Source organism: Chryseobacterium sp. CP-77, from assembly GCF_036362765.1.
GTDB classification, from domain to species: Bacteria; Bacteroidota; Bacteroidia; order Flavobacteriales; family Weeksellaceae; genus Chryseobacterium; species Chryseobacterium cupriresistens.
This window is the reverse complement of sequence record NZ_CP143637.1, coordinates 4,137,759-4,157,879: the sequence shown is the minus strand read 5'-3', so window position 1 is coordinate 4,157,879 and position 20,121 is coordinate 4,137,759. Positions and strand designations below refer to the sequence as shown.

Here is a 20,121-nt window from a genome sequence, read left to right as displayed (position 1 = left end):
TTTATTTTTCATCAGAATCAAGGATTATTTTCATTGCTTTCTGATAATCTAAATTATCTGTTATGCCGTTGTGATATTGATCTTTTAAAATAATCAGGCTATCTCCTTTTTTAAAATTATTTTTAAGTTTTAAAGATGCTTTATAGTTAATAACCTCATCTTTATTACCATGAAAAATAACTACTGGCAATGCAACGGCTTTTAAATATTTGCTGGTCTCAAAATTATATTTCAGTAAAAATCTCGGAAGAAATGAAAATTTCTGGCTCATTTCATCTTCTATACTGTAATAAGGTGCCTGTAAAATAAGCAGTTTTGCATGATGCTCTGAAGCTAATTTTGCCGCTAAGCCTGTTCCTACAGAATATCCCAAAATAATAATTCTATTTTCAGGATATCGTTTTAAAAGCTCTTTGTAAGCATTCTCAACATCCGAAAAAAGCTGGTCTTTACTGTTAATTTTATCTTCACTTTTTCCGTATCCTCTGTAATCAAGTATAAACGTATCATAGTTCATACTTCGATATAATGGAGCTACTTCTCCCCAGCCTTTTATTGACCCTCCGTTTCCATGAAGATAAAAGATGACTCCTTTTGGGTTTTGTGCTTTAAATAATACAGCATTTAAATTCTTATTATCTTTTGTTCTGATCGTTACTTCTTCAAAATCATTATCAAATTTAAATTTGTAATTTTCCGGTAGTTTTTCCGGATAAAAAATAATTTTCTCCTGATAGAAATAAAGACCAATACATAATATCATATAGACCGCAAGAAAAAAAGCCAATATTCCCAGAAGCAATTTCTTCATGACTTCTTACCATGTACACCCCGGATATGCTCTCTGCATATACTGAAGCTCACAAAGGATATATCCGAAATACTCTGTATGGTATCCTGTTCTTGATTTTGGCTGCATGAAAGGATTTCCCGGATATTCTAAACCAAAATCTGTAAAATCTTTCTGGGTAATCGCAAGAAATTCTTTATAAAGCGCATCTGAATTGGGAGCAATATTCAAGGCAACAAGATCATCTTCACCTTCTGTTTTAGCAAAAAGACCTTTCGTATATTTCCAGATATTTTCTATAGCTTTTACCAGACGGGACTTACTTTCTTCTGTTCCCTGAGCAAAGATTTTCATCCATGATGCAGCATGAGTATAGTGATATCTTACTTCTTTCAATGATTTTTGAGCAATGGCAGCCAGTTCTTCGTTAGCAGAATTTGATAAAGCCTCATACATCAGTTTCTGATATACGGACAATACATATACTTTAAGAATAGTCTGCGCATAATCTTCGTTGGGAAGTTCTACCCAATGGGCATTCACATATTCATGCTCATATCTTAAAAATGCGATATCATCTTCACTTTTACCGTTATCAATTACTCTCGAAGCGTAAACGTAAAAGTTATTCGCTTGTCCCAGTTCATCCAACGCAATATTCGTCAATGCAATATCTTCCTCCAGGTAAGGACCTTCACCGCACCACGCAGACAAACGCTGTCCCATAATGAAACTGTCGTCTGCTAGTTTTAATAAATAATTATATAATGGGTTCATTGTTTTATCAATTTGAAGACAGATAGATGATAGATGGATAGAAAATAGACAAGTAAACCTTAAGGTCTTTTATCTATCTGTCTATTATCTCAAAAGTCTTATTACATATTTTTTACGTCGTTAGGAATCTCGTAGAAAGTTGGATGACGGTATAGTTTATCATCAGCCGGATCAAAGAAAGCTTCTTTATCCACTCCTTCTGAAGTCACAATATATTTACTTGGAACAACCCAAACTGAAGTTCCTTCTTTTCTTCTTGTATAAACGTCTCTTGCGTTCTGCAAAGCCATTTCTGCTGTTGGTGCCTGTACAATTCCAACGTGTTTGTGAGATAATCCCGGTTTAGTCTGAATAAACACTTCCCACATATCTAAATTTGCCATAGTCAAATTAATTTAACAATGTATCAATGTACCAGTTTAACAATGAAATGCTTCGACAAGCTCAGCATGACAATGATTGTTACATTTCTACATTGGTATATTGTTACATTATTATATTACTTCTTTTTGTTGTTTCTCCGCAAAAGCCGCCGCTGCTTCTTTTACCCAAGCATTCTCTCTTTGCGCTTTTCTTTTTGTCTCGATACGCTTTTTGTTGCAAGGTCCGTTTCCTTTTAAGATTTCCATGAATTCATCCCAGGGAAGTTCTCCGAAATCATAATGCTGTCTTTCCTCGTTCCATTTCAGATCTTTATCCGGAATAGTTAATCCAAGGAACTCAGCCTGAGAAACGGTAACATCGATAAATCTCTGACGAAGACTGTCGTTACTTTCTCTTTTTACTCTGTAGTTCATAGAGATTTTAGAGTTGGGTGAACTGTCATCATTAGGTCCGAACATCATCAGAGCCGGCCACCAGAAACGGTTTAACGAAGCCTGAGCCATTTCTTTCTGTTGTTTTGTTCCACGGCACAATGCCATAAGAATTTCATATCCTTGTCTTTGGTGGAAAGATTCTTCCTTACAGATTTTCACCATCGCTCTTGAATAAGGACCGTAAGAATTCCCCATCAGCATTACCTGGTTCATAATAGCCGCACCATCTACTAACCAACCGATGGCACCGATATCTGCCCAACTTAGGGTAGGATAGTTGAAAATACTTGAATATTTTGCTTTTCCTTCCAGCATATCATCATAAGTAGCATCTCTGTCTGCTCTGATGCTTCCGTCTCCTAACGTTTCAGTAGCAGAATAAAGATACAGGCCGTGACCAGCCTCATCCTGAACTTTCGCTAAAAGCGCCATTTTTCTTCTCAATGAAGGTGCTCTGGAAATCCAGTTAGCTTCCGGCAGCATTCCTACAATTTCGGAATGGGCGTGCTGTGAAATCTGACGAACCAATAATTTCCTGTAATCATCAGGCATTACATCTTTTGGTTCTACTTTATTTTCTTCGTGAACGTATTGAACAAATTTTTCTAAGTCCATAATTTTTTCAATTTAACAATGTATTAGTATAGCAATGTACCAATGATTGTTATATTGGTAAATTGTTATATTGTTACATTAATTTTTAAACATCATAATTAAGCATCACCACATTGGTTGTAGGGTGACATTGGCAGGTAAGAACATAGCCTCTGGCTACTTCTTCTTCGGTAAGCGCATAGTTTTTCTCCATGAAAACTTCTCCTTCCAAAACCTGTGCTTTACACGTACAACAAACACCTCCTTTACATGCAAAAGGTACAGGAAGATTGTCTTTCAATGCTTTATCTAAGATACTCTCTTTTTTAGAATTAAGATGGAACGAATATTCATCATCATCAATGATGACCGTTACCATACTTTCAATATTGGCAATCGCCTTGAATTCATCACTCATTTCCTCCGTATTTTCTTCATCCGGAGCAGTGAAATATTCAAATAATACCTGAATAGCAGGTACTTTTTTATCTTTTTTCAGATAATCTGCAATCCCTTTGATCATTTCTGACGGACCACAAATAAAGTAAGTAGCTTCTTTTACATCAATATCTGTATATCTTTCAAACAGCTGTTCTAATTTTTCTGATGAAATCCTTCCTTCAAAAACCGGATCTTCATGTTTCTCACGGCTTACTAAATAAACCACTTTAAGCCTGCCATTGAAGTGTTCAACCAGTTTATCGATCTCTGCTTTTCTTAAAACATGATTCATGCTTCTGTTACTGTAGAACAGATAAGCATTACTGTTAGGTTCCTGATAAAGACTTTCTTTAATATTGGATAATACAGGTGTAATTCCGCTACCTGCAGCCAAACCAACGTAAGTTTTTACATTGCTTGGATGGTAAGAGGTATTAAAACCACCCATAGGAGGCATTACTTCCAAAACCTCATCCATATGAAGATGCTCATTGAAATAGCCAGATACCTTTCCACCCTCCAACAATTTCACCAATACTTCCAGCGTATTGCCTTTTTCACTTGGAGCATTACAAATAGAGTAAGAACGTCTTTCTTCATTTCCGTTGATCATCATTCGGAAATTCAGATACTGTCCCTGTTTAAACCTGAACTTGTCTTTCAGTTCCTCAGGGATTTCTACCGCCACATTCACTGCTTCGGAAGTATCTTTCTGAACTTTAACTGTTTTAAGTTTATAAAATGAATTCATTATTTTTTAGTATTCTTTTTTCAAATTGAGCTATTTCATTGAAACAGCCAATATATCTACTTTTAGATTCCTTTTCCTAATTTCGCTATTTCCCCCTGTGAGACTGCCAATACCGATTTCATACTCTCCTCAATTCTGCCGATAATATCTTCCCTCGGACCGTTTTTCCAATCACTACCGGAATAGAACTTCTCTAAAGCAGTCGCCATTGATTCCTCATCATCAAAAGAGCGAATCAAATAATAACAGTCTGAATCATGAAGAGAGTTTCCATAAGAAACTACATCAATTCCATTATGAATGTGCAAAGGGACGCTGATTTCCTTCATAATCTGGTGAAATTCTTCTCCTGTACCTTTCTTTAAAGTATACTGTAAAATTTCTATAATTTTATTTTTCATAATGTTGAGTCAATATTTACAGGATTCTTTACCGGCTCTCCTGGAGTTTTATTTCTTCAGAATCCTGTTAATTTTTCCGCCTTCGCACTTCGGCAGGCTGTCCTGAGCATGAACTTTCACTTTTGTTGTGATTCCCACCCTCTTTTTTATTTCGTTTTCAATGTTTTTCCCAAAGTTTCCGACAAAATTAAAATAATCATCGGTATTGGCTTCCATTTTCTGAGACTTTACCAATTCATCATCTATTTCAACATCAATATCCAAAGCAATACACATGTGCTCTTTTTCTACAGGTGTTAAATAGTAATTGGGAACCACTCCTTTCACATAAGAAAAAGCATCTTCAATCTGGCTTGGGTATACGTTTACCCCTCTTACGATGAGCATATCATCTGCTCTGCCTACAATCGGTTTCATCTTCACCATGGTTCTTTTGGCGTTTTCATCGTAGTAAAGGCTTGTAATGTCATTCGTCCAATAACGTAAAAGCGGCATTGCTTTTTTTGTTAAAGTAGTAATCACTAAAACCCCTTCTTCTCCAAAAGGAACCGGCTGTTTCGTAACAGGATCTAAAATCTCGGGATAAAAATGATCTTCCCAGATATAAGCTCCTCCCTTCTCTTCGAAATCCTCCATGGAAACTCCGGGACCGATAATTTCGCTTAATCCATAGATATTGGTTGCATGAACGCCTAATCTTTCTTCAATGTGGCCTCTGATAATCTCCGTCCATGGCTCTGAACCTAATACGGCATATTTAAGACTGATTTCATCTGCTGATATTCCTCTTTTTGCAAATTCATCTGCAATCGTTAAAGCATATGAAGGAGAACAGCAGATGACTTCCGGTTTAAAATCTACAATAAGATCTACCTGTCTTGCCGTCATTCCCCCTGAAATAGGAAGAACACTCATTCCCAGCATTTCGGCTCCGTAATGAAGACCTAATCCTCCTGTAAAAATCCCATAACCATAGGCATTATGTAACTGCATTCCTGTTCTTGCTCCTGCAGCATGTAAAGATCTTGCCACCACTTCACTGAAAAGGTCTACATCTTCTTTTGTATATCCTACCACAGTCGGTTTTCCTGTCGTTCCGCTTGAGCAGTGAATCCGCTGAAGCTCATTTTTAGGAACCGTAAATAATCCGAACGGATAGTTATCTCTTAAATCCTGCTTGTAAGTAATAGGAAGTTTCGTGATATCCTCAATCGACCTTATATCCTGAGGGGATATTTGAAGTTCATCAAATTTCTTTTTATAAAATTCCGACTTCTCTTCCAAATAGCTGATCAGGCTGATCAACCGGTCGGATTGAAGCTGTCTCAACTGACCCAGCTCCAGATATTCAACTGAAAAATCCATAAAACTAACTAACATTTGTTAGGTGTAAAATTAAAAAGATTTCGGAAGCTGGCAAAATTTTTATGACTTTTGTCATATTTTGAATGATTCTAAATAAGAAAAGTAGTTAAAATTATGTCCAATGTCATTCTGAGCGGAACGAAGTGTAGAGAAGAATCTTTTAAAAATCTAACAGTCTGTCACGAGATTCTTCCTTCGTCAGAGATCGAAGATTCGACGGAGTCAACGACAAACGGAGTGCTTATTTTTTCTGGTTTCCAAGCAGGCCGAAAAGAATTTTTTCTCTGATTTCTTCGGTAATTTCATCCGTAGAATCACTGCTTCTTTTGAACCAGAAATAGGAATTATTTAAAGTATGAAGGATAAATCTGGTGGTAAATGATGGTGATTTCAGTTCCCAGTTTTCAGCTTTATAGATCTCGGAAATCAGTTCTTCAACCTCTTGCTGATAGTTTTTTCTTAATTCTACAAATTCAGAAAGTCTTTCTTCAAGATGTTTCCATTCATTGGAATAGATATGGGTAACATCGCGGTTTTTAAGAACAACCGAAAGGTGCTTATCCAACAACAGGTTCAGCTTTTCCTTGGGAGCAATATCTGTATTTTTTACTTCCTGTAGCTCATCGAAAAACTCCTGAGCAATGCCAAAGCAAATCCATTCCAAAATTTCTTCCTTTGAACGGATATGTGCATACAGTGATGCTGCTTTGATATTAAGTTTTGTAGCCAGGTCTCTTACTGAGCTTCCCATATACCCTTTCTCTTTGAAAAGTTCTACTGCTACGTTGAGTATTTTTCTCTGTTTTTCTTTGAGTTCCATCTGGTAAAATGCAAAAGTAATTATTCTGATTTAAACTCTCGTTTTTTTGATCATAAAATGAAAAAAGTAATCATCTTCAGTTTAATTGCCGGGTTATTTATCTGCTATGACGATTTGTTCATCAATTATAAAGAGATAATGACGAAACCGGAAATTTTGTCAAGTTAAATTTCCGTTAAAAATACAATATCCGGAAAATTTGTCCTATTTTTTTGTAAATTTAATAATTGAACAGTTTTTGCGATACAGTCATCGAATAAATGATTAAATAATTGATGGCATTAAGAAACTGAGCCTTAGAATTTGGTTTCTTGATGTTTTTTAAAAACTAAACTTTAAACGAATCATTACCAAAAATATATAAAATATGAACTTAAACCAATATACTGTAAAATCACAGGAAGCCATCCAGGCAGCACAACAGGTTGCTATGGAATTGGGCAACCAAAGTATTGAACCTCAACATCTCCTTGAAGGGATCTTCCAGGTAGATGAAAATATATCGCCCTTCTTACTGAAAAAATCTGAAGCAGATGCCAATCTGGTAAGAGAGCGTAACCGCGAAAATTTAGAAAAACTTCCAAAAGTACAGGGAGGAAACATTTATCTTTCACAATCCGCTAACAAAGTATTGCTGGATGCACCGAACGTCGCTAAAAAGATGGGTGACGAATATGTAACGATTGAACATTTATGGCTATCTCTTTTGGAAACCACTTCTGAAGTTTCCAAAATGCTGAAAGATATGGGTGTAACCAAAAATCTGCTGGAAGGCGCAATTAAAGAATTAAGAAAAGGAAGTAAAGCAACTTCTGCCAGTTCAGAGGAAACTTATCAGTCCTTAAACAAATATGCTAAAAACTTCAACGAGTTGGCAGCAGAAGGTAAGCTGGATCCGGTAATCGGGCGTGATGAAGAAATCAGAAGAGTTTTGCAAATTCTTTCGAGAAGAACCAAAAACAACCCTATCCTTATCGGGGAACCGGGAGTAGGTAAAACCGCAATTGCTGAAGGAATTGCCCACAGAATTATCAGCGGCGACGTTCCTGAAAACCTGATGGATAAAACACTTTATTCATTAGACATGGGAGCTTTAATCGCCGGAGCCAAATACAAAGGTGAATTTGAAGAGCGACTGAAATCTGTGGTGAATGAGGTAATCAAGTCTGATGGACAGATTATTCTTTTCATCGATGAGATCCACACTTTGGTAGGAGCCGGAGGTGGTGAAGGAGCAATGGATGCAGCCAACATTCTGAAACCTGCTTTGGCAAGAGGAGAATTAAGAGCCATTGGTGCCACTACATTGAACGAATACCAAAAGTATTTTGAAAAAGATAAAGCGTTGGAAAGACGTTTCCAGAAAGTAATGGTGGAAGAACCGGATACTGAATCTGCAATTTCTATCCTTCGTGGTATTAAAGATAAATATGAGGCTCACCACAAAGTAAGAATTAAAGACGAGGCAATTATTGCTGCGGTGGAAATGTCTCAAAGATATATTTCAGACCGTTTTTTACCGGATAAAGCCATTGACCTTATTGACGAAGCTTCTGCAAAACTGAGAATGGAAATCAATTCCAAGCCGGAAGAGCTCGACGTTCTGGACAGAAAACTCATGCAGATGGAAATTGAGCTTGCTGCTATTTCAAGAGAAGGCAACCAAACCAAGATTGATCACCTTAAGGAAGATATTGCAAAAATATCCGAACAGAGAAATGAGATCAATGCCAAATGGCTGAAAGAAAAACAGAAAAGTGAAGATCTTACCCAGATCAAAAAAGATATTGAGTCTCTGAAATTAGAAGCAGAAAGAGCTTCCAGAGCCGGAGATTATGCAAAAGTAGCAGAGATCCAGTACGGAAAACTTCGTGAAAAAGAGGAAGAACTTACCAAAGTTGAGCTCGAAATGCAGAACCATCAGAATGAGCTGATCAAAGAAGAAGTTACTGCTGAAAACATCTCTGAAGTGATTGCTAAATGGACAGGTATTCCTGTAACTAAATTGCTGCAATCAGAAAGAGATAAGTTATTGAATCTTGAGGCCGAACTACATCATAGAGTTGTTGGACAGGATGAAGCGATTCAGGCGGTTGCAGATGCGATCAGAAGAAACAGAGCCGGATTGAGTGATGATAAAAAGCCTATCGGATCCTTCTTATTCCTGGGAACTACCGGAGTAGGTAAAACGGAGCTGGCAAAAGCACTGGCGGAGTTCTTATTTGATGATGAGAACAATATGACAAGAATTGATATGAGTGAATATCAGGAACGTCACAGTGTTTCCAGATTAGTAGGAGCGCCTCCGGGATATGTGGGATATGATGAAGGCGGACAATTGACTGAAGCAGTTAGAAGAAGACCTTATTCTGTAGTGCTTTTAGATGAGATTGAAAAAGCACATCCGGATGTTTTCAATACATTACTTCAGGTTCTGGATGACGGACGTCTGACAGATAATAAAGGAAGGGTGGTGAATTTCAAAAATTGTATCATCATTATGACCTCGAATTTAGGTTCACACCTGATCCAGGAGAATTTTGAGAATCTTACGGAGGAAAATCAGGATGAAATTGTGGATAAAACAAAAGACGAAGTATTCGATCTGCTGAAACAAACACTGCGTCCGGAATTCCTGAACAGAATTGATGAAATTGTACTCTTCCAGCCTTTAAGAAAAAAAGAAATCGGAAAAATCGTTCAGTATCAGCTGAGAGGGTTTAATGAAATGTTATCTAAACGAAACATTATTATGACTTTCACTCAGGATGCAGTAGATTATCTGATGGACAAAGGATATGATCCTGCCTTCGGAGCAAGACCACTGAAGAGAGTAATTCAGCAGGAAGTTTTAAACAAACTCTCTAAAGAGATTCTTGCAGGAAATGTAAACGACGGAGATAGAATTACGCTGGACTACTTTGTAGAAACAGGTTTGGTTTTCCGACCTACTGAATAATAAAATAGTTTTTTTTCATATACATTATTTTTGTAAGTAAGTGCTGTAGAATAATCTGCAGCACTTATTTTTTACACCAACATCTTTTTAAGCAATTTATTTTCAATAAATAATAATTTACATTTAATTTCAAATTTTTAGAAAAAATATTCCTATTAAAAAATCTAATCCGTAGCATATTTATTAAAAAACAACATTAACAATGTAAATATTCCACGCAAAACGCCAATAAATTAAATTTAACATAAAATAATAAATGATTAATTAAATATATCATATTAAAATTTCTCATATATTCGTTTTACTAAAAAACGAGATTTTATGAAAAAAACAATTTTCGGAGTTTTAATCACACTCCTGGTTTCATGTAATAATAATGAAACAGAAAACATTACTCCAGAGAACACAAACGTGGAAGAAACCAATATCACAGCCGGAAAAGAGGCCTTCTGCGGCTCTGATATTCTCAGAAAAAAACACCTTGCTGAAGATCCTGCGGCTATGCAGCGAATGCTTCAGATAGAAAGCCAGACCGCAAACTATATCGAGCAGAAAAAAATGGGTAAAGTTTTGCCTGACGGAAGTGTAGAAATACCGGTTATCTTCAATGTCCTTTATACAAAGGCATCAAATAACGTATCAGATGCCAGGATAAATTCCCAAATAGATGTACTTAATAAAGCCTTCGCATCTACGCATTCTGATATTTCCAAGATTCCGGCAGAATTTCAACCGGTAAATGCAGGAGATACCAAAATTAAATTCAGATTGGCAGGTATTAACAGAAAGTCGACAAAGACTTCCAGATGGGCACCGGATGATAAAATGAAAAAAGCATCTACAGGAGGAATGGACTCTACGGATCCTAATCAGTATCTGAATATCTGGGTAGTTGATTATATGCCGTATCAGTCCGGATATGTCTTAGGATATGCTACTTTCCCGGAAGATGCAGGACTTTGGAACGATGGTGTTGTTATGATGGACGATTATGTGGGTGAAGGTGGTCCTGATGCCACTCATAATCAGGGAAGAGTAACAGTACACGAGGTTGGACATTACTTAAATCTAAGACATATCTGGGGAGACGCCAACTGTGGTAACGATTTCGTAGATGATACACCTCAACAGATTACAAAACACTCCGGTGTGCCAACTTATCCGAGATACGAAACCTGCGGTGGAGTTTCACGCTCTGTAATGTTTATGAATTACATGGATTATTCTGACGAAACAACATTATTTATGTTTACACAACAACAAAACAGCAGAATGCAGGCTACCATTTCAGCATCCGGCCCTCGCGCAGGATTAAGAGTTCTGTAAAAAATTTTAGAAAAACAATATAAAAGGTCGCTTGTGAAAGGCGACCTTTTGTGTTTTGCCCCCCACATCCCTTTCAAAGAATTCAGATTGAAAGATTTTCTCCAAATTCCAACTTATTATTTATAAAATATACAATCCGTAAAATCACGGTAAAAATAACAGTGTAATTCCCTATTAACAGATCATTTTCTACCATTATTTTTCCGAAATTTGCATATTAATTAAGTTTTATCCGCAAACCACTAAGCTATGAATACAGAATCAAACAACCCACTGGAACCTGGAATCATGTCAAACAGTCTTATCCAGGCTCTGATTGACAATTACCGTCAAAATCATCTCACTGCTATTAATACCGCTTTAGGAATACAAGATGCTCATTCCATCTGGTTTGATCTTCCTAAACTAAAAAGCTTTATTGCAAAGATCGAAGAAGAAGCTGCCAAAGTGAACCCAGCTGCATCTTCAGAAGATTTAGGAATCAGATTTTATTATGCTACTTATCCGAAACAGGAAAACTGGTCTATCATGGATTCACACCCTGTTCCGACAGAATATGCAGGAAGACACACGCTGGTGATGGTTCCAACATTAAAAAAAGCCAATGAAACCGGAGAGCTTATTGATTATGATTTCAATCCTTTTCAGAGTGCTGAAGGAAAATCTTTAGTATTAGCAAACAAAGGTACGGAAGAAGATGATGACACCGGTCTTGGAGAAAATAACGGAATACTTGTTCCACCGAAAGCTCCTTTAGGAGAGTCTTTTTAATTGTAGTATATTATATCAAAACTGTATGACAGAATTCCAGGAATTTGCACAACAAAGTCTGCTTTGGGCTGAAGGACTTGCTGCAGTCATAGCGCTCTTTCATTATAACCGTTTAAAAGAACAATATTGGAAATTTTTTGTGTTTTATCTGGTATTTATTTTTCTTGGCGAAGCTTATGGCAAGTGGGGAAGTTTTGTTCATTTTACCAAAGCCCAGTATTATAACTACCTTTTAATGCCAATCCAGTTCGTATTTTTTTACTGGTTATATGCTGCAAAATCTTTAGGAAAACCCAAATTGTTTTGGATATTTTCCATTTTATATCTGCTTTCATTTATTCCCAACGAATTATATTTTTCAAAAAGTAAAATTGTATTTGCTTTCAACTATACGTTTGGGTGCCTTATTTTGATGCTTTTGGTAATAATGGAGTACTATAAACAAATTACTTCACAGGAAATTCTCAATTTCAATAAAAACAAAATGTTTTATATTAATCTTGGGATTACCCTATCATATATAGGAACATTACCTTTTATGTCATTTTTATCACTTCTGGTAAAATACAAGGAAATTTGGGATATATATTTTAGTTATTTTCTGGTATCAGTTTCAGTGATGTATATCTTATTTGCAAGTTCATTTATATGGGGAAAACAGAGCTCTTAATAGTTATCATTCTATTTAATATACTTTTTGTGATGTTTGTAACGGCAGTTTTGATCTACATCAGAAGTTACAAACAACGCAAGAAGGAACATCTGAATGAAATTGAAAGAAAAAATGAACTTCATCAGAGAGAGCTCCTTTCTACCCAACTGGAAATTCAGCAGGCCACCATGCAGCAGATCGGAAGAGAACTGCATGACAATATTGGCCAGAAACTTACCCTGGTAAGCCTCTATGTACAACAGATGCTTTATGAAAACAAGGTATCCGAAGCAAGTGAAAGAATTGATCAGGTTTCACAAATCATCAACCAGTCTTTGCAGGATCTCAGAAGCTTGTCAAAAACACTTACAGATGACAATATCAACCAGAAGGAAATTGTAACTTTGATACAGGAAGAAGTGGACAATACCAATTCCTTTAAAAAGTGCCATGTAAGTTTTGAGCATAATTTTAAGCAACTGGACTTAGGCTTTGTTCACAAAAATGTCCTTCTGAGGATTACCCAGGAGTTTATTCAGAACAGTATAAAACATTCCCGCTGTAAAAATATTTTTATCAGCCTGAATACATCTGAAGACATCCTTTGGGAACTTGATATTCGTGATGATGGAATAGGATTCGATACTTCACAGATCAAATCCAACGGAATAGGCCTTACCAATATGAAAAACAGAGCGGAAATCATAGGAGCAAGCTTTCGTATGGAAAGCCGGGAAAATGCAGGAACCCAAATCAATATTATCTTAAAAAAGCAGTCATGAAAAAATCTATCGTAATTGTTGACGACCATATACTTATTGCAAAAGCCCTGGAAGGAATCATAGGTAACTTCAGTGAATTTGAAGTCATCTATGTAAGTGAGAACGGGAAAGACCTTATCCAAAAATTTGAAGAAGGCAATGCCATTCCTGATATTATTCTTTTAGATATCAGCATGCCTATTATGGACGGTTTTGAAACGGCAGTCTGGCTTACAAAAAACCATCCCGATGTTAAAATTATGGCTCTCAGTATGCAGGGGGATGACAACAGCGTAATTAAGATGATCAAAAGCGGAGCAAAAGGTTACCTGCTGAAAAACACCCATCCAAGAGATCTGGAAACCGCACTTACCCGGCTCAATAGTGACGGCTTCTTTTATCCGGACTGGGCTTCCAAAATCATATTTTCCAACCTGAACAAAGAGACTGAATCTGAGATTGCGATAAAAATTTCCGACAGAGAAAAAGAGTTTCTGAAATACACTGTAACCGAACTCAGTTATAAGGAAATTGCTGACAGAATGTGCTGCAGTCCGAGAACAGTAGAAAGCTATCGCGATCAGCTTTGTGAAAAACTGGATCTTAAAACCCGCGTAGGGCTAGCGGTTTTTGCCATTAAAAATGGTTTTGCTAATTAAGTTTTACAGTGAAAAAATTCTTTTAAAAATAAATTTAAACGAAAAGTATACATATAAAATAGTTAAAAACTAAAAATAAACCAGTAGTTTTGATAAAATTGATTAAAATTCAATACATTTCAAGTAATGATAAGATTTAATCAAACAAAAACACTAATTATTAACAATACATCAAATAAATTAAGAAATTATTTGCATATTAATTTCAAATAATATAATTTCACAACCTCAACCTAAATGATTTTGATATGAAAAAACTATTATTTGGAGCTTTTATGCTCACTGTAATGTCTGCATGTAATACTGACAGCGTTACTAATCAAAATGAAAACACAACTGACGAAGCAGTAGCAACTGCAGGTTTTGCTCAAAGGGGCTGTGCGTCTGAGGAAATCAGACAGGAAGCATTGAAAAGAAGCCCTGAACTCCAACAAAGATTTGCAGCATTAGAAACCAATACAGAAAAGTTCGCCAACGATGTGAAATTTGGAAAAGTTTTAGCTGATGGTACGGTAGAAATCCCGGTTGTAGTGAATGTTATATACAGAACTACAGCTGAAAACGTTTCTGATGCAAGAATTGCTGAACAAATTGCAGTATTGAATGCTGATTATTCCGGAACCAACACTGATGCCAGCAAAATTCCAACTGAATTTCAGGCTGTAAGCTCTGGTGACACAAAAGTAAAATTCAGACTGGTCAATACTGTTAGAAAATCTACCACAAAAACCGGATGGGCCACCAATGATGATATGAAAAAAGCATCAAAAGGAGGAATTGATGCTACTAATCCTACCAATTATTTAAATTTATGGGTTGTAGGTAAAATGACCAGCCAGGGACGTACCATTCTTGGATATGCAACTTTCCCTGAATCTGCAGGTTTATGGAATGACGGTGTTGTAATTGCTGCTCCGTATTTTGGAAAAACAGGAGCTTCTTCACCTTTCAACCTGGGAAGAACAGCAACACATGAAGTAGGACACTACTTAAACTTAAGACACATCTGGGGAGATGCTAATTGCGGAAATGACCAGGTAAGTGATACTCCTACACAAACTACAGCAAATTACGGAAAACCTTCATACCCGCTATATAATACTTGCAGCGGCGTACAGAGATCTGTAATGTTTATGAATTACATGGATTATGTAGATGATGCAGCAATGTTTATGTTCTCTGCAGGACAAAAAACAAGAATGCAGTCTGTAGTAGCTTCTTCTGGTGCAAGATCCGGATTGAGAGTATATTAAAATTTAAATATTATCAAACTTAAGAGGCTGTCTCAAAAGTACCCCATCTCTCGAACTCCTGTCTGACAACTTTTGTTGTTTAAGAGATTCTCAGAGCGTTAGTTTACCTTTTGAGACAGCCTCTTTTTATTATATCTATCTCCTGAAATTTAAATCCCATTTCGGTTTCAACAACACTTACTTGCATAAAAATATCCTATAAAAAGCAATAGAAACGTAAAATTATTAACACTTAAAATCCGCTCAATTGTTAAATATAAATCAAATTATTATTTTTAACTAAAATTCAATCAAACATCACTTTAATTATACTTAATTCAATCAAACACTATATAATTTAAAACATCATTGGTTTTTCCAATAAATAATTTGCATATTACTCACAAATACTATAATTTCACGCCCTCAACCAAATTATAGTATAACGATATGAAAAAATTCTTAATGGGAGCCCTGGTCCTGGGCTTTATGTCGGCATGTAACACCGACAGTTTAACCAATCAAAATGAAACATCTGCGGATCAGGAAAATTCTGTTCCAGGTGCTCTTAAAAGAAGCTGCCCTTCGGAAGAAATCAGACAAGCAATGCTTTTGAAAAATCCAGCGCTACAACAGAAAATAGCGGATATTGAATCCGGTACTGAAAAATTTGCAGAAAACCTTAAAGTGGGAAAAGTTCTTGCAGACGGAACTGTTGAGATCCCGGTAGTTTTTAATGTCATCTACAACACTTCCACTCAAAATGTTTCAGACACAAGAATCGCAGAACAAATCGCTGTTCTTAATGCCGATTACGGAGGCACCAATTCTGATGTTACGAAAATTCCTTCTGCATTTCAGCCTGCCGCAGCAGGTGATGTAAAAATCCGTTTCAAATTAGTTGCAACCAACCGTAAACAGAGTTCAAAAACAGGCTGGAGATCTGATCTTGAACAAATGAAAAAAGCCAGCACCGGAGGAATTGACGCTACTGATGCCAATAAAAACCTGAACATCTGGGTTGTAAATTCAATTCTTGACGAAAACAACCAACCTGGAACTCTGGGCTACGCCTACTATCCTGAACATGCAGGACAATGGTATGACGGTCTTGTAATAGGTTATCAGTATATAGGAAAAACAGGAGCTTCAGCTCCGTTTAATTTGGGAAGAACAGTAACCCATGAAGTAGGACATTACCTGAACCTTCCGCACCTTTGGGGATCATCTGACACAGGATGCCAGACAGATTACTCTAATGATACCCCTACATCTCCCGGCCCTAATTATGGAAATCCTACTTACCCTCTAAACAGAATTTGCGGAGGTGTAAGCCGTTCTCAGATGTTTATGAATTATATGGATTATGTAGATGACAAATCTATGTTTATGTTCTCTGCCAACCAAAAAACAAGAATGCAGGCTGTAGTATCAGCATCGGGACCAAGAGCAGGATTAAGATAATCATCTGGATTACTTAAAATATTATAAAAATATTAAAATAGTCTATCTCAATTTTTGGGATAGATTTTTTTAATATTTTTACGCGATTTAAATTCAACACCACTACGATGAAAAAAATAGCATTAGCATCAGGAATACTATTGCAATTATACTGTATTAAAGCACAGGATACTATCCCATCCCGCAATCTCAAGGAAGATCTGGCACTTATCAATTCAGGATATACAATTCAGGAGAAAACTCCTTTTTTCCAGAAAGAATGGGTAAAAAAATCGGTGGCTCCAGCTCTACTTTTTACGGCAGCCGCAGCAACATGGGGAGAAAAAGAGAATATTCGCGAGGTAAGAAACCGTTACCTTCCCAACTTCAAAGTAAAATATGATGATTATCTGCAGTACGCTCCTGCTGCTGCAGTCTACGGATTAAAACTGGCAGGTGTAAAAGGGCGTAACAATATAGGACGGGCTACTTTATCCTACGGCACCAGCTTAGCCATCATGGCTATTTTAGTTAATTCTATTAAATATACAGCAAAAGTGGAACGTCCCGATGGATCCAAAAACAACTCTTTCCCATCAGGGCATGCCGCAATGGCTTTTACCAATGCCACATTTCTACACAAAGAATATGGTTTGGTGAATCCGGCCTACAGTATTGCCGGATATGGTTCTGCTACTCTTACGGGACTTGGACGAAATTTAAATAACAGACACTGGGTTCCGGATATTCTCGCCGGGGCAGGTATCGGAATTATATCAACAGAACTGGGGTATTTTTTTATTGACAAAATTTATAAAAACAAAGGTGATAATTTAAGTCTCTTATCCAGAATACAAGGTAACGATTATCCATCCTTTCTTTCTTTAAAGATGGGAACTGCGTTTGGCACCACAAACTTCCTGAGAGAATCTGAACTGGATGATAAAAAACAAATCGGTTTTGAGGGCGGACTGGAAGGCGCTTATTTCTTTTCAAAAAAATGGGGTGTGGGTGCTGATGTATCTTTCAGCAGCTTCCCTATTAAATCTCAAAGAATAACATTAGATGACGGGCAGGATTTTGGTGATCATGAAATCAAAACACAATCCATGGGATTCCTTTCTGCAGGTATTGGGCCTTATTTTTCTCATGAATTATCAGATAAATGGCAGCTTACTGTGAAGATTACCGGAGGATATGCTGCTACTGCCACTGGAAAAGTATTTGTAAAGGGAGAGGATATCGATGCTCCCAACCATGAGCTCCAAATAGCCAGATATAAACCTAAACCAGCTTTCCGCTGGAATACAGGTGCTTCTATGACTTACAAGTTTAATCCGGGATTAGGTCTTACTTTCTATACGGATTACAATCAGATCAACTCCACCATCCGTTATTACTTCAGCGATGAAATTAAGGAAAGTGCTGAATTGGATCAGGAACTGAACAACCTGATTGCTAAAAAAAAAATCAATTATGTCACGCTAGGGTTACGATTGACAGCCTATTTTTAAAACAAGAAAGCCTCCAGAATCTGAAGGCTTTACTTTTATAAGTTTTTACGGTTGTCATCCGGAGTATAATCCATAAAGATATCTCCGTCCAGCTGTACCGATTTTATTTTCTTCTTTATAGGAATGACAAGATCTGTCAGTTTCTGATCTTTTTCCCACACTGAAGGTGAAAAATGGATTTTTTCTGTCGTTCCATCGTCATAAGAAAGGATGGCATCAAACGGAATGGCAAAACCTCCTACATTCGCTATGTTGATGGTAAGCATGTCATTCATCTGGGATGCTCCTGTTACTTTTAAGTCAATATAATTATTGGTATAAAACCAATTGTGGAAGAACCAGTTCAGATTTTTTCCAGATCCCGCATTCATAGAATTGAAATAATCCCATGGCACAGGATGCTTCCCATTCCAGTTGTCCATATAATGGTGTAATGCTTTTTTGAAGAGCTCATCTCCCAGATAATCTTTCAGCGCCAGATAAGACAATGAAGATTTTACATAGGAGTTGTTTCCATATCCGGCACCGCTTACCTGCGTACTCATGGTAATTATCGGTTGATCCTGTTCTGCAGAAGGATCATTGATCCATTTTTTAACGCGGAAGTTTTTATAAAATTCCCTGGCAGCAGCTTCTCCGTTTTCATCAATTCCTATAAGATATTCCAGCGTGGTTGCCCAGCCTTCATCCATAAATGCATATCTGGTCTCATTGATTCCCATATAAAAAGGGAAGTAGGTATGAGCAATTTCATGATCTGCCGTAAGCCTGGCATCATTAAGATCATCAGGAATACTGGTATCATTAATCATCATAGGATATTCCATATCTGCATATCCCTGGATAGCCGTCATTACGTTATAAGGATATTCTACGCCTGGCCAATTTTTTGAAAACCAATCCAGGTTGTAACGCATCCAGTCTACATAATGTTCAAAATCTTTAGCTCCGTTTTTATATCCTGCCTGAACGCTGGCCCTTTTTGTTTTCAACTGAACACTGGCAGCATCCCACACATAATGGTTACTCATCGCAAAACAAAAATCTGTAATATGATTTGCTTTAAATTTCCAGACATTCCACTTGTTCTGCTTTGTTACTTTTCCGGACTTCATTTCCTGTTCTGTGGCAATATGCATCAGCTTATCACTTTTCAGGGAAGCTTTATATCTTTTTAAATATTGAGGCTGAAGCACAGCTTCCGGATTCAGAAAATCACCGGTTGCCCAGACTACATAATTTTTCGGTGCGGTGATGGCAAAACTGTAATCATTGAAATCATTATAAAACTCCTGTCTGTCTGAATGCTGGAGCATATCCCATCCGTTGTAATCATCATACACGGAAATTCTTGGAAAAGAGTATGCCACATAGAATGTTTCAGGATCAATCTGCCCTTCTCTTCCACTCTGAACCGACAATGGATATTCCCACTCTATTTTAACCTCAGCTTTTGACTTGGATTTCAGTGCTGATTTTAATTTTACTTTTTCAACAGTACTCCAGTCATCACTGTTGATCTCATATTTTACATTGTTTACCGTAAAAGACTTAATTTTCAGCCCTGATGAAAGGAAATCTTTAGATACAAATCCTGATCTTGGCGACTGTGGCTTGTGAAGGTTATTCACAAATCGTATAGCCAGTTCATTCAGGTTATCCGGGCTGTTGTTGGTATAAACAATAGTTTCTTTTCCTGAAACTATTTTTGTAGCAGCATCTACTTTCACCTCTACATTATACACTCCTTTATTCTGCCAGTAGTTTTTCCCTGGTGCTCCGGAGATATCACGTGTACCTCTTTCATACGCTTTTTTGATATTCCTCGGCATATACAATTCCTGAGCTGACAGCTGCAGTAAAGAAACTGCGATCAGCATTCCGGAAAAAATTTTCTTCATAGCGATCTCTTTAAAGATAGGCATCAAAAATAGCGAAAATGTGCCATCAGACGACCATTATTTCACAATAATATTTCACCGTAATTAACTTTTATATTAAAAAATTCTACAACCTATCTTGTCCGACTGTTTTTTTAATTGTTTTG

18 protein-coding genes are annotated in these 20,121 nt (G+C 36.8%); 9 read left to right on the top strand and 9 right to left on the bottom strand.

Annotation, left to right across the window (positions count from 1 at the left end):
- Position 1: 1 nt before the first annotated feature.
- The 8 genes from V0410_RS18585 to V0410_RS18550 all read right to left on the bottom strand — a co-directional run bounded on the left by V0410_RS18585 (position 2) and on the right by V0410_RS18550 (position 6,757).
- On the bottom strand, positions 2–811 hold the full coding sequence (locus V0410_RS18585) for an alpha/beta hydrolase (RefSeq protein ID WP_330745194.1): 810 nt from the start codon (positions 809–811) through the stop codon (positions 2–4).
- A gap of 6 nt (positions 812–817) precedes the next feature.
- On the bottom strand, positions 818–1,567 hold the full coding sequence (gene paaC, locus V0410_RS18580) for a 1,2-phenylacetyl-CoA epoxidase subunit PaaC (protein ID WP_330745193.1): 750 nt from the start codon (positions 1,565–1,567) through the stop codon (positions 818–820).
- A 101-nt stretch (positions 1,568–1,668) separates the two neighbouring features.
- A complete protein-coding gene (paaB, locus tag V0410_RS18575; protein WP_002981782.1) occupies positions 1,669–1,950 on the bottom strand; it encodes a 1,2-phenylacetyl-CoA epoxidase subunit PaaB in 282 nt (93 codons plus the stop codon).
- 111 nt (positions 1,951–2,061) lie between these two features.
- Complete coding sequence (gene paaA / locus V0410_RS18570; protein WP_110010672.1) at positions 2,062–3,000, bottom strand: 1,2-phenylacetyl-CoA epoxidase subunit PaaA; 939 nt, start codon at positions 2,998–3,000, stop codon at positions 2,062–2,064.
- 85 nt (positions 3,001–3,085) lie between these two features.
- The gene (locus tag V0410_RS18565; protein ID WP_330745192.1) at positions 3,086–4,171 is read right to left on the bottom strand and encodes a 2Fe-2S iron-sulfur cluster-binding protein; all 1,086 of its coding nucleotides are present in this window, start codon (positions 4,169–4,171) and stop codon (positions 3,086–3,088) included.
- Positions 4,172–4,233: 62 nt separating this feature from the next.
- Positions 4,234–4,572, bottom strand: coding sequence for a hypothetical protein (locus V0410_RS18560; RefSeq protein ID WP_330745191.1), 339 nt, complete (start codon positions 4,570–4,572; stop codon positions 4,234–4,236).
- Positions 4,573–4,620: 48 nt separating this feature from the next.
- Positions 4,621–5,937: a phenylacetate--CoA ligase family protein gene (locus tag V0410_RS18555; protein WP_330745190.1), complete on the bottom strand. Its 1,317-nt coding sequence runs from the start codon at positions 5,935–5,937 to the stop codon at positions 4,621–4,623.
- Positions 5,938–6,178: 241 nt separating this feature from the next.
- Positions 6,179–6,757 (bottom strand): TetR/AcrR family transcriptional regulator, encoded by a 579-nt coding sequence (locus V0410_RS18550; protein ID WP_330745189.1) that lies wholly within the window; start codon positions 6,755–6,757, stop codon positions 6,179–6,181.
- Positions 6,758–7,124: 367 nt separating this feature from the next.
- Between V0410_RS18550 and clpB the strand changes: the two genes are divergently transcribed.
- The 9 genes from clpB (at position 7,125) to V0410_RS18505 (ending at position 18,074) form a co-directional block, all read left to right on the top strand.
- Complete coding sequence (gene clpB / locus V0410_RS18545; RefSeq protein WP_330745188.1) at positions 7,125–9,716, top strand: ATP-dependent chaperone ClpB; 2,592 nt, start codon at positions 7,125–7,127, stop codon at positions 9,714–9,716.
- A gap of 321 nt (positions 9,717–10,037) precedes the next feature.
- Positions 10,038–11,042, top strand: coding sequence for a zinc metalloprotease (locus V0410_RS18540; protein WP_110010667.1), 1,005 nt, complete (start codon positions 10,038–10,040; stop codon positions 11,040–11,042).
- 249 nt (positions 11,043–11,291) lie between these two features.
- On the top strand, positions 11,292–11,813 hold the full coding sequence (locus V0410_RS18535; RefSeq protein ID WP_110010666.1) for a hypothetical protein: 522 nt from the start codon (positions 11,292–11,294) through the stop codon (positions 11,811–11,813).
- 25 nt (positions 11,814–11,838) lie between these two features.
- Positions 11,839–12,483: a hypothetical protein gene (locus V0410_RS18530; RefSeq protein ID WP_330745187.1), complete on the top strand. Its 645-nt coding sequence runs from the start codon at positions 11,839–11,841 to the stop codon at positions 12,481–12,483.
- A 32-nt stretch (positions 12,484–12,515) separates the two neighbouring features.
- The gene (locus V0410_RS18525) at positions 12,516–13,247 is read left to right on the top strand and encodes a sensor histidine kinase (protein WP_228406532.1); all 732 of its coding nucleotides are present in this window, start codon (positions 12,516–12,518) and stop codon (positions 13,245–13,247) included.
- On the top strand, positions 13,244–13,885 hold the full coding sequence (locus tag V0410_RS18520) for a response regulator transcription factor (RefSeq protein ID WP_227943499.1): 642 nt from the start codon (positions 13,244–13,246) through the stop codon (positions 13,883–13,885). The genes V0410_RS18525 and V0410_RS18520 overlap by 4 nt, the downstream gene beginning before the upstream one ends.
- A 248-nt stretch (positions 13,886–14,133) precedes the next feature.
- Positions 14,134–15,138 carry a zinc metalloprotease gene (locus V0410_RS18515; RefSeq protein ID WP_110010662.1) on the top strand — a complete coding sequence of 335 codons (1,005 nt, stop codon included), beginning with the start codon at positions 14,134–14,136 and terminating at the stop codon, positions 15,136–15,138.
- A 429-nt stretch (positions 15,139–15,567) separates the two neighbouring features.
- Positions 15,568–16,581, top strand: coding sequence for a zinc metalloprotease (locus V0410_RS18510; protein WP_330745186.1), 1,014 nt, complete (start codon positions 15,568–15,570; stop codon positions 16,579–16,581).
- 107 nt (positions 16,582–16,688) lie between these two features.
- Complete coding sequence (locus V0410_RS18505) at positions 16,689–18,074, top strand: phosphatase PAP2 family protein (protein ID WP_330745185.1); 1,386 nt, start codon at positions 16,689–16,691, stop codon at positions 18,072–18,074.
- A 35-nt stretch (positions 18,075–18,109) separates the two neighbouring features.
- Here the strand turns inward: V0410_RS18505 and V0410_RS18500 are convergent, their stop codons facing one another.
- On the bottom strand, positions 18,110–19,975 hold the full coding sequence (locus V0410_RS18500; RefSeq protein WP_330745184.1) for a M1 family metallopeptidase: 1,866 nt from the start codon (positions 19,973–19,975) through the stop codon (positions 18,110–18,112).
- Positions 19,976–20,121 lie beyond the last annotated feature (146 nt).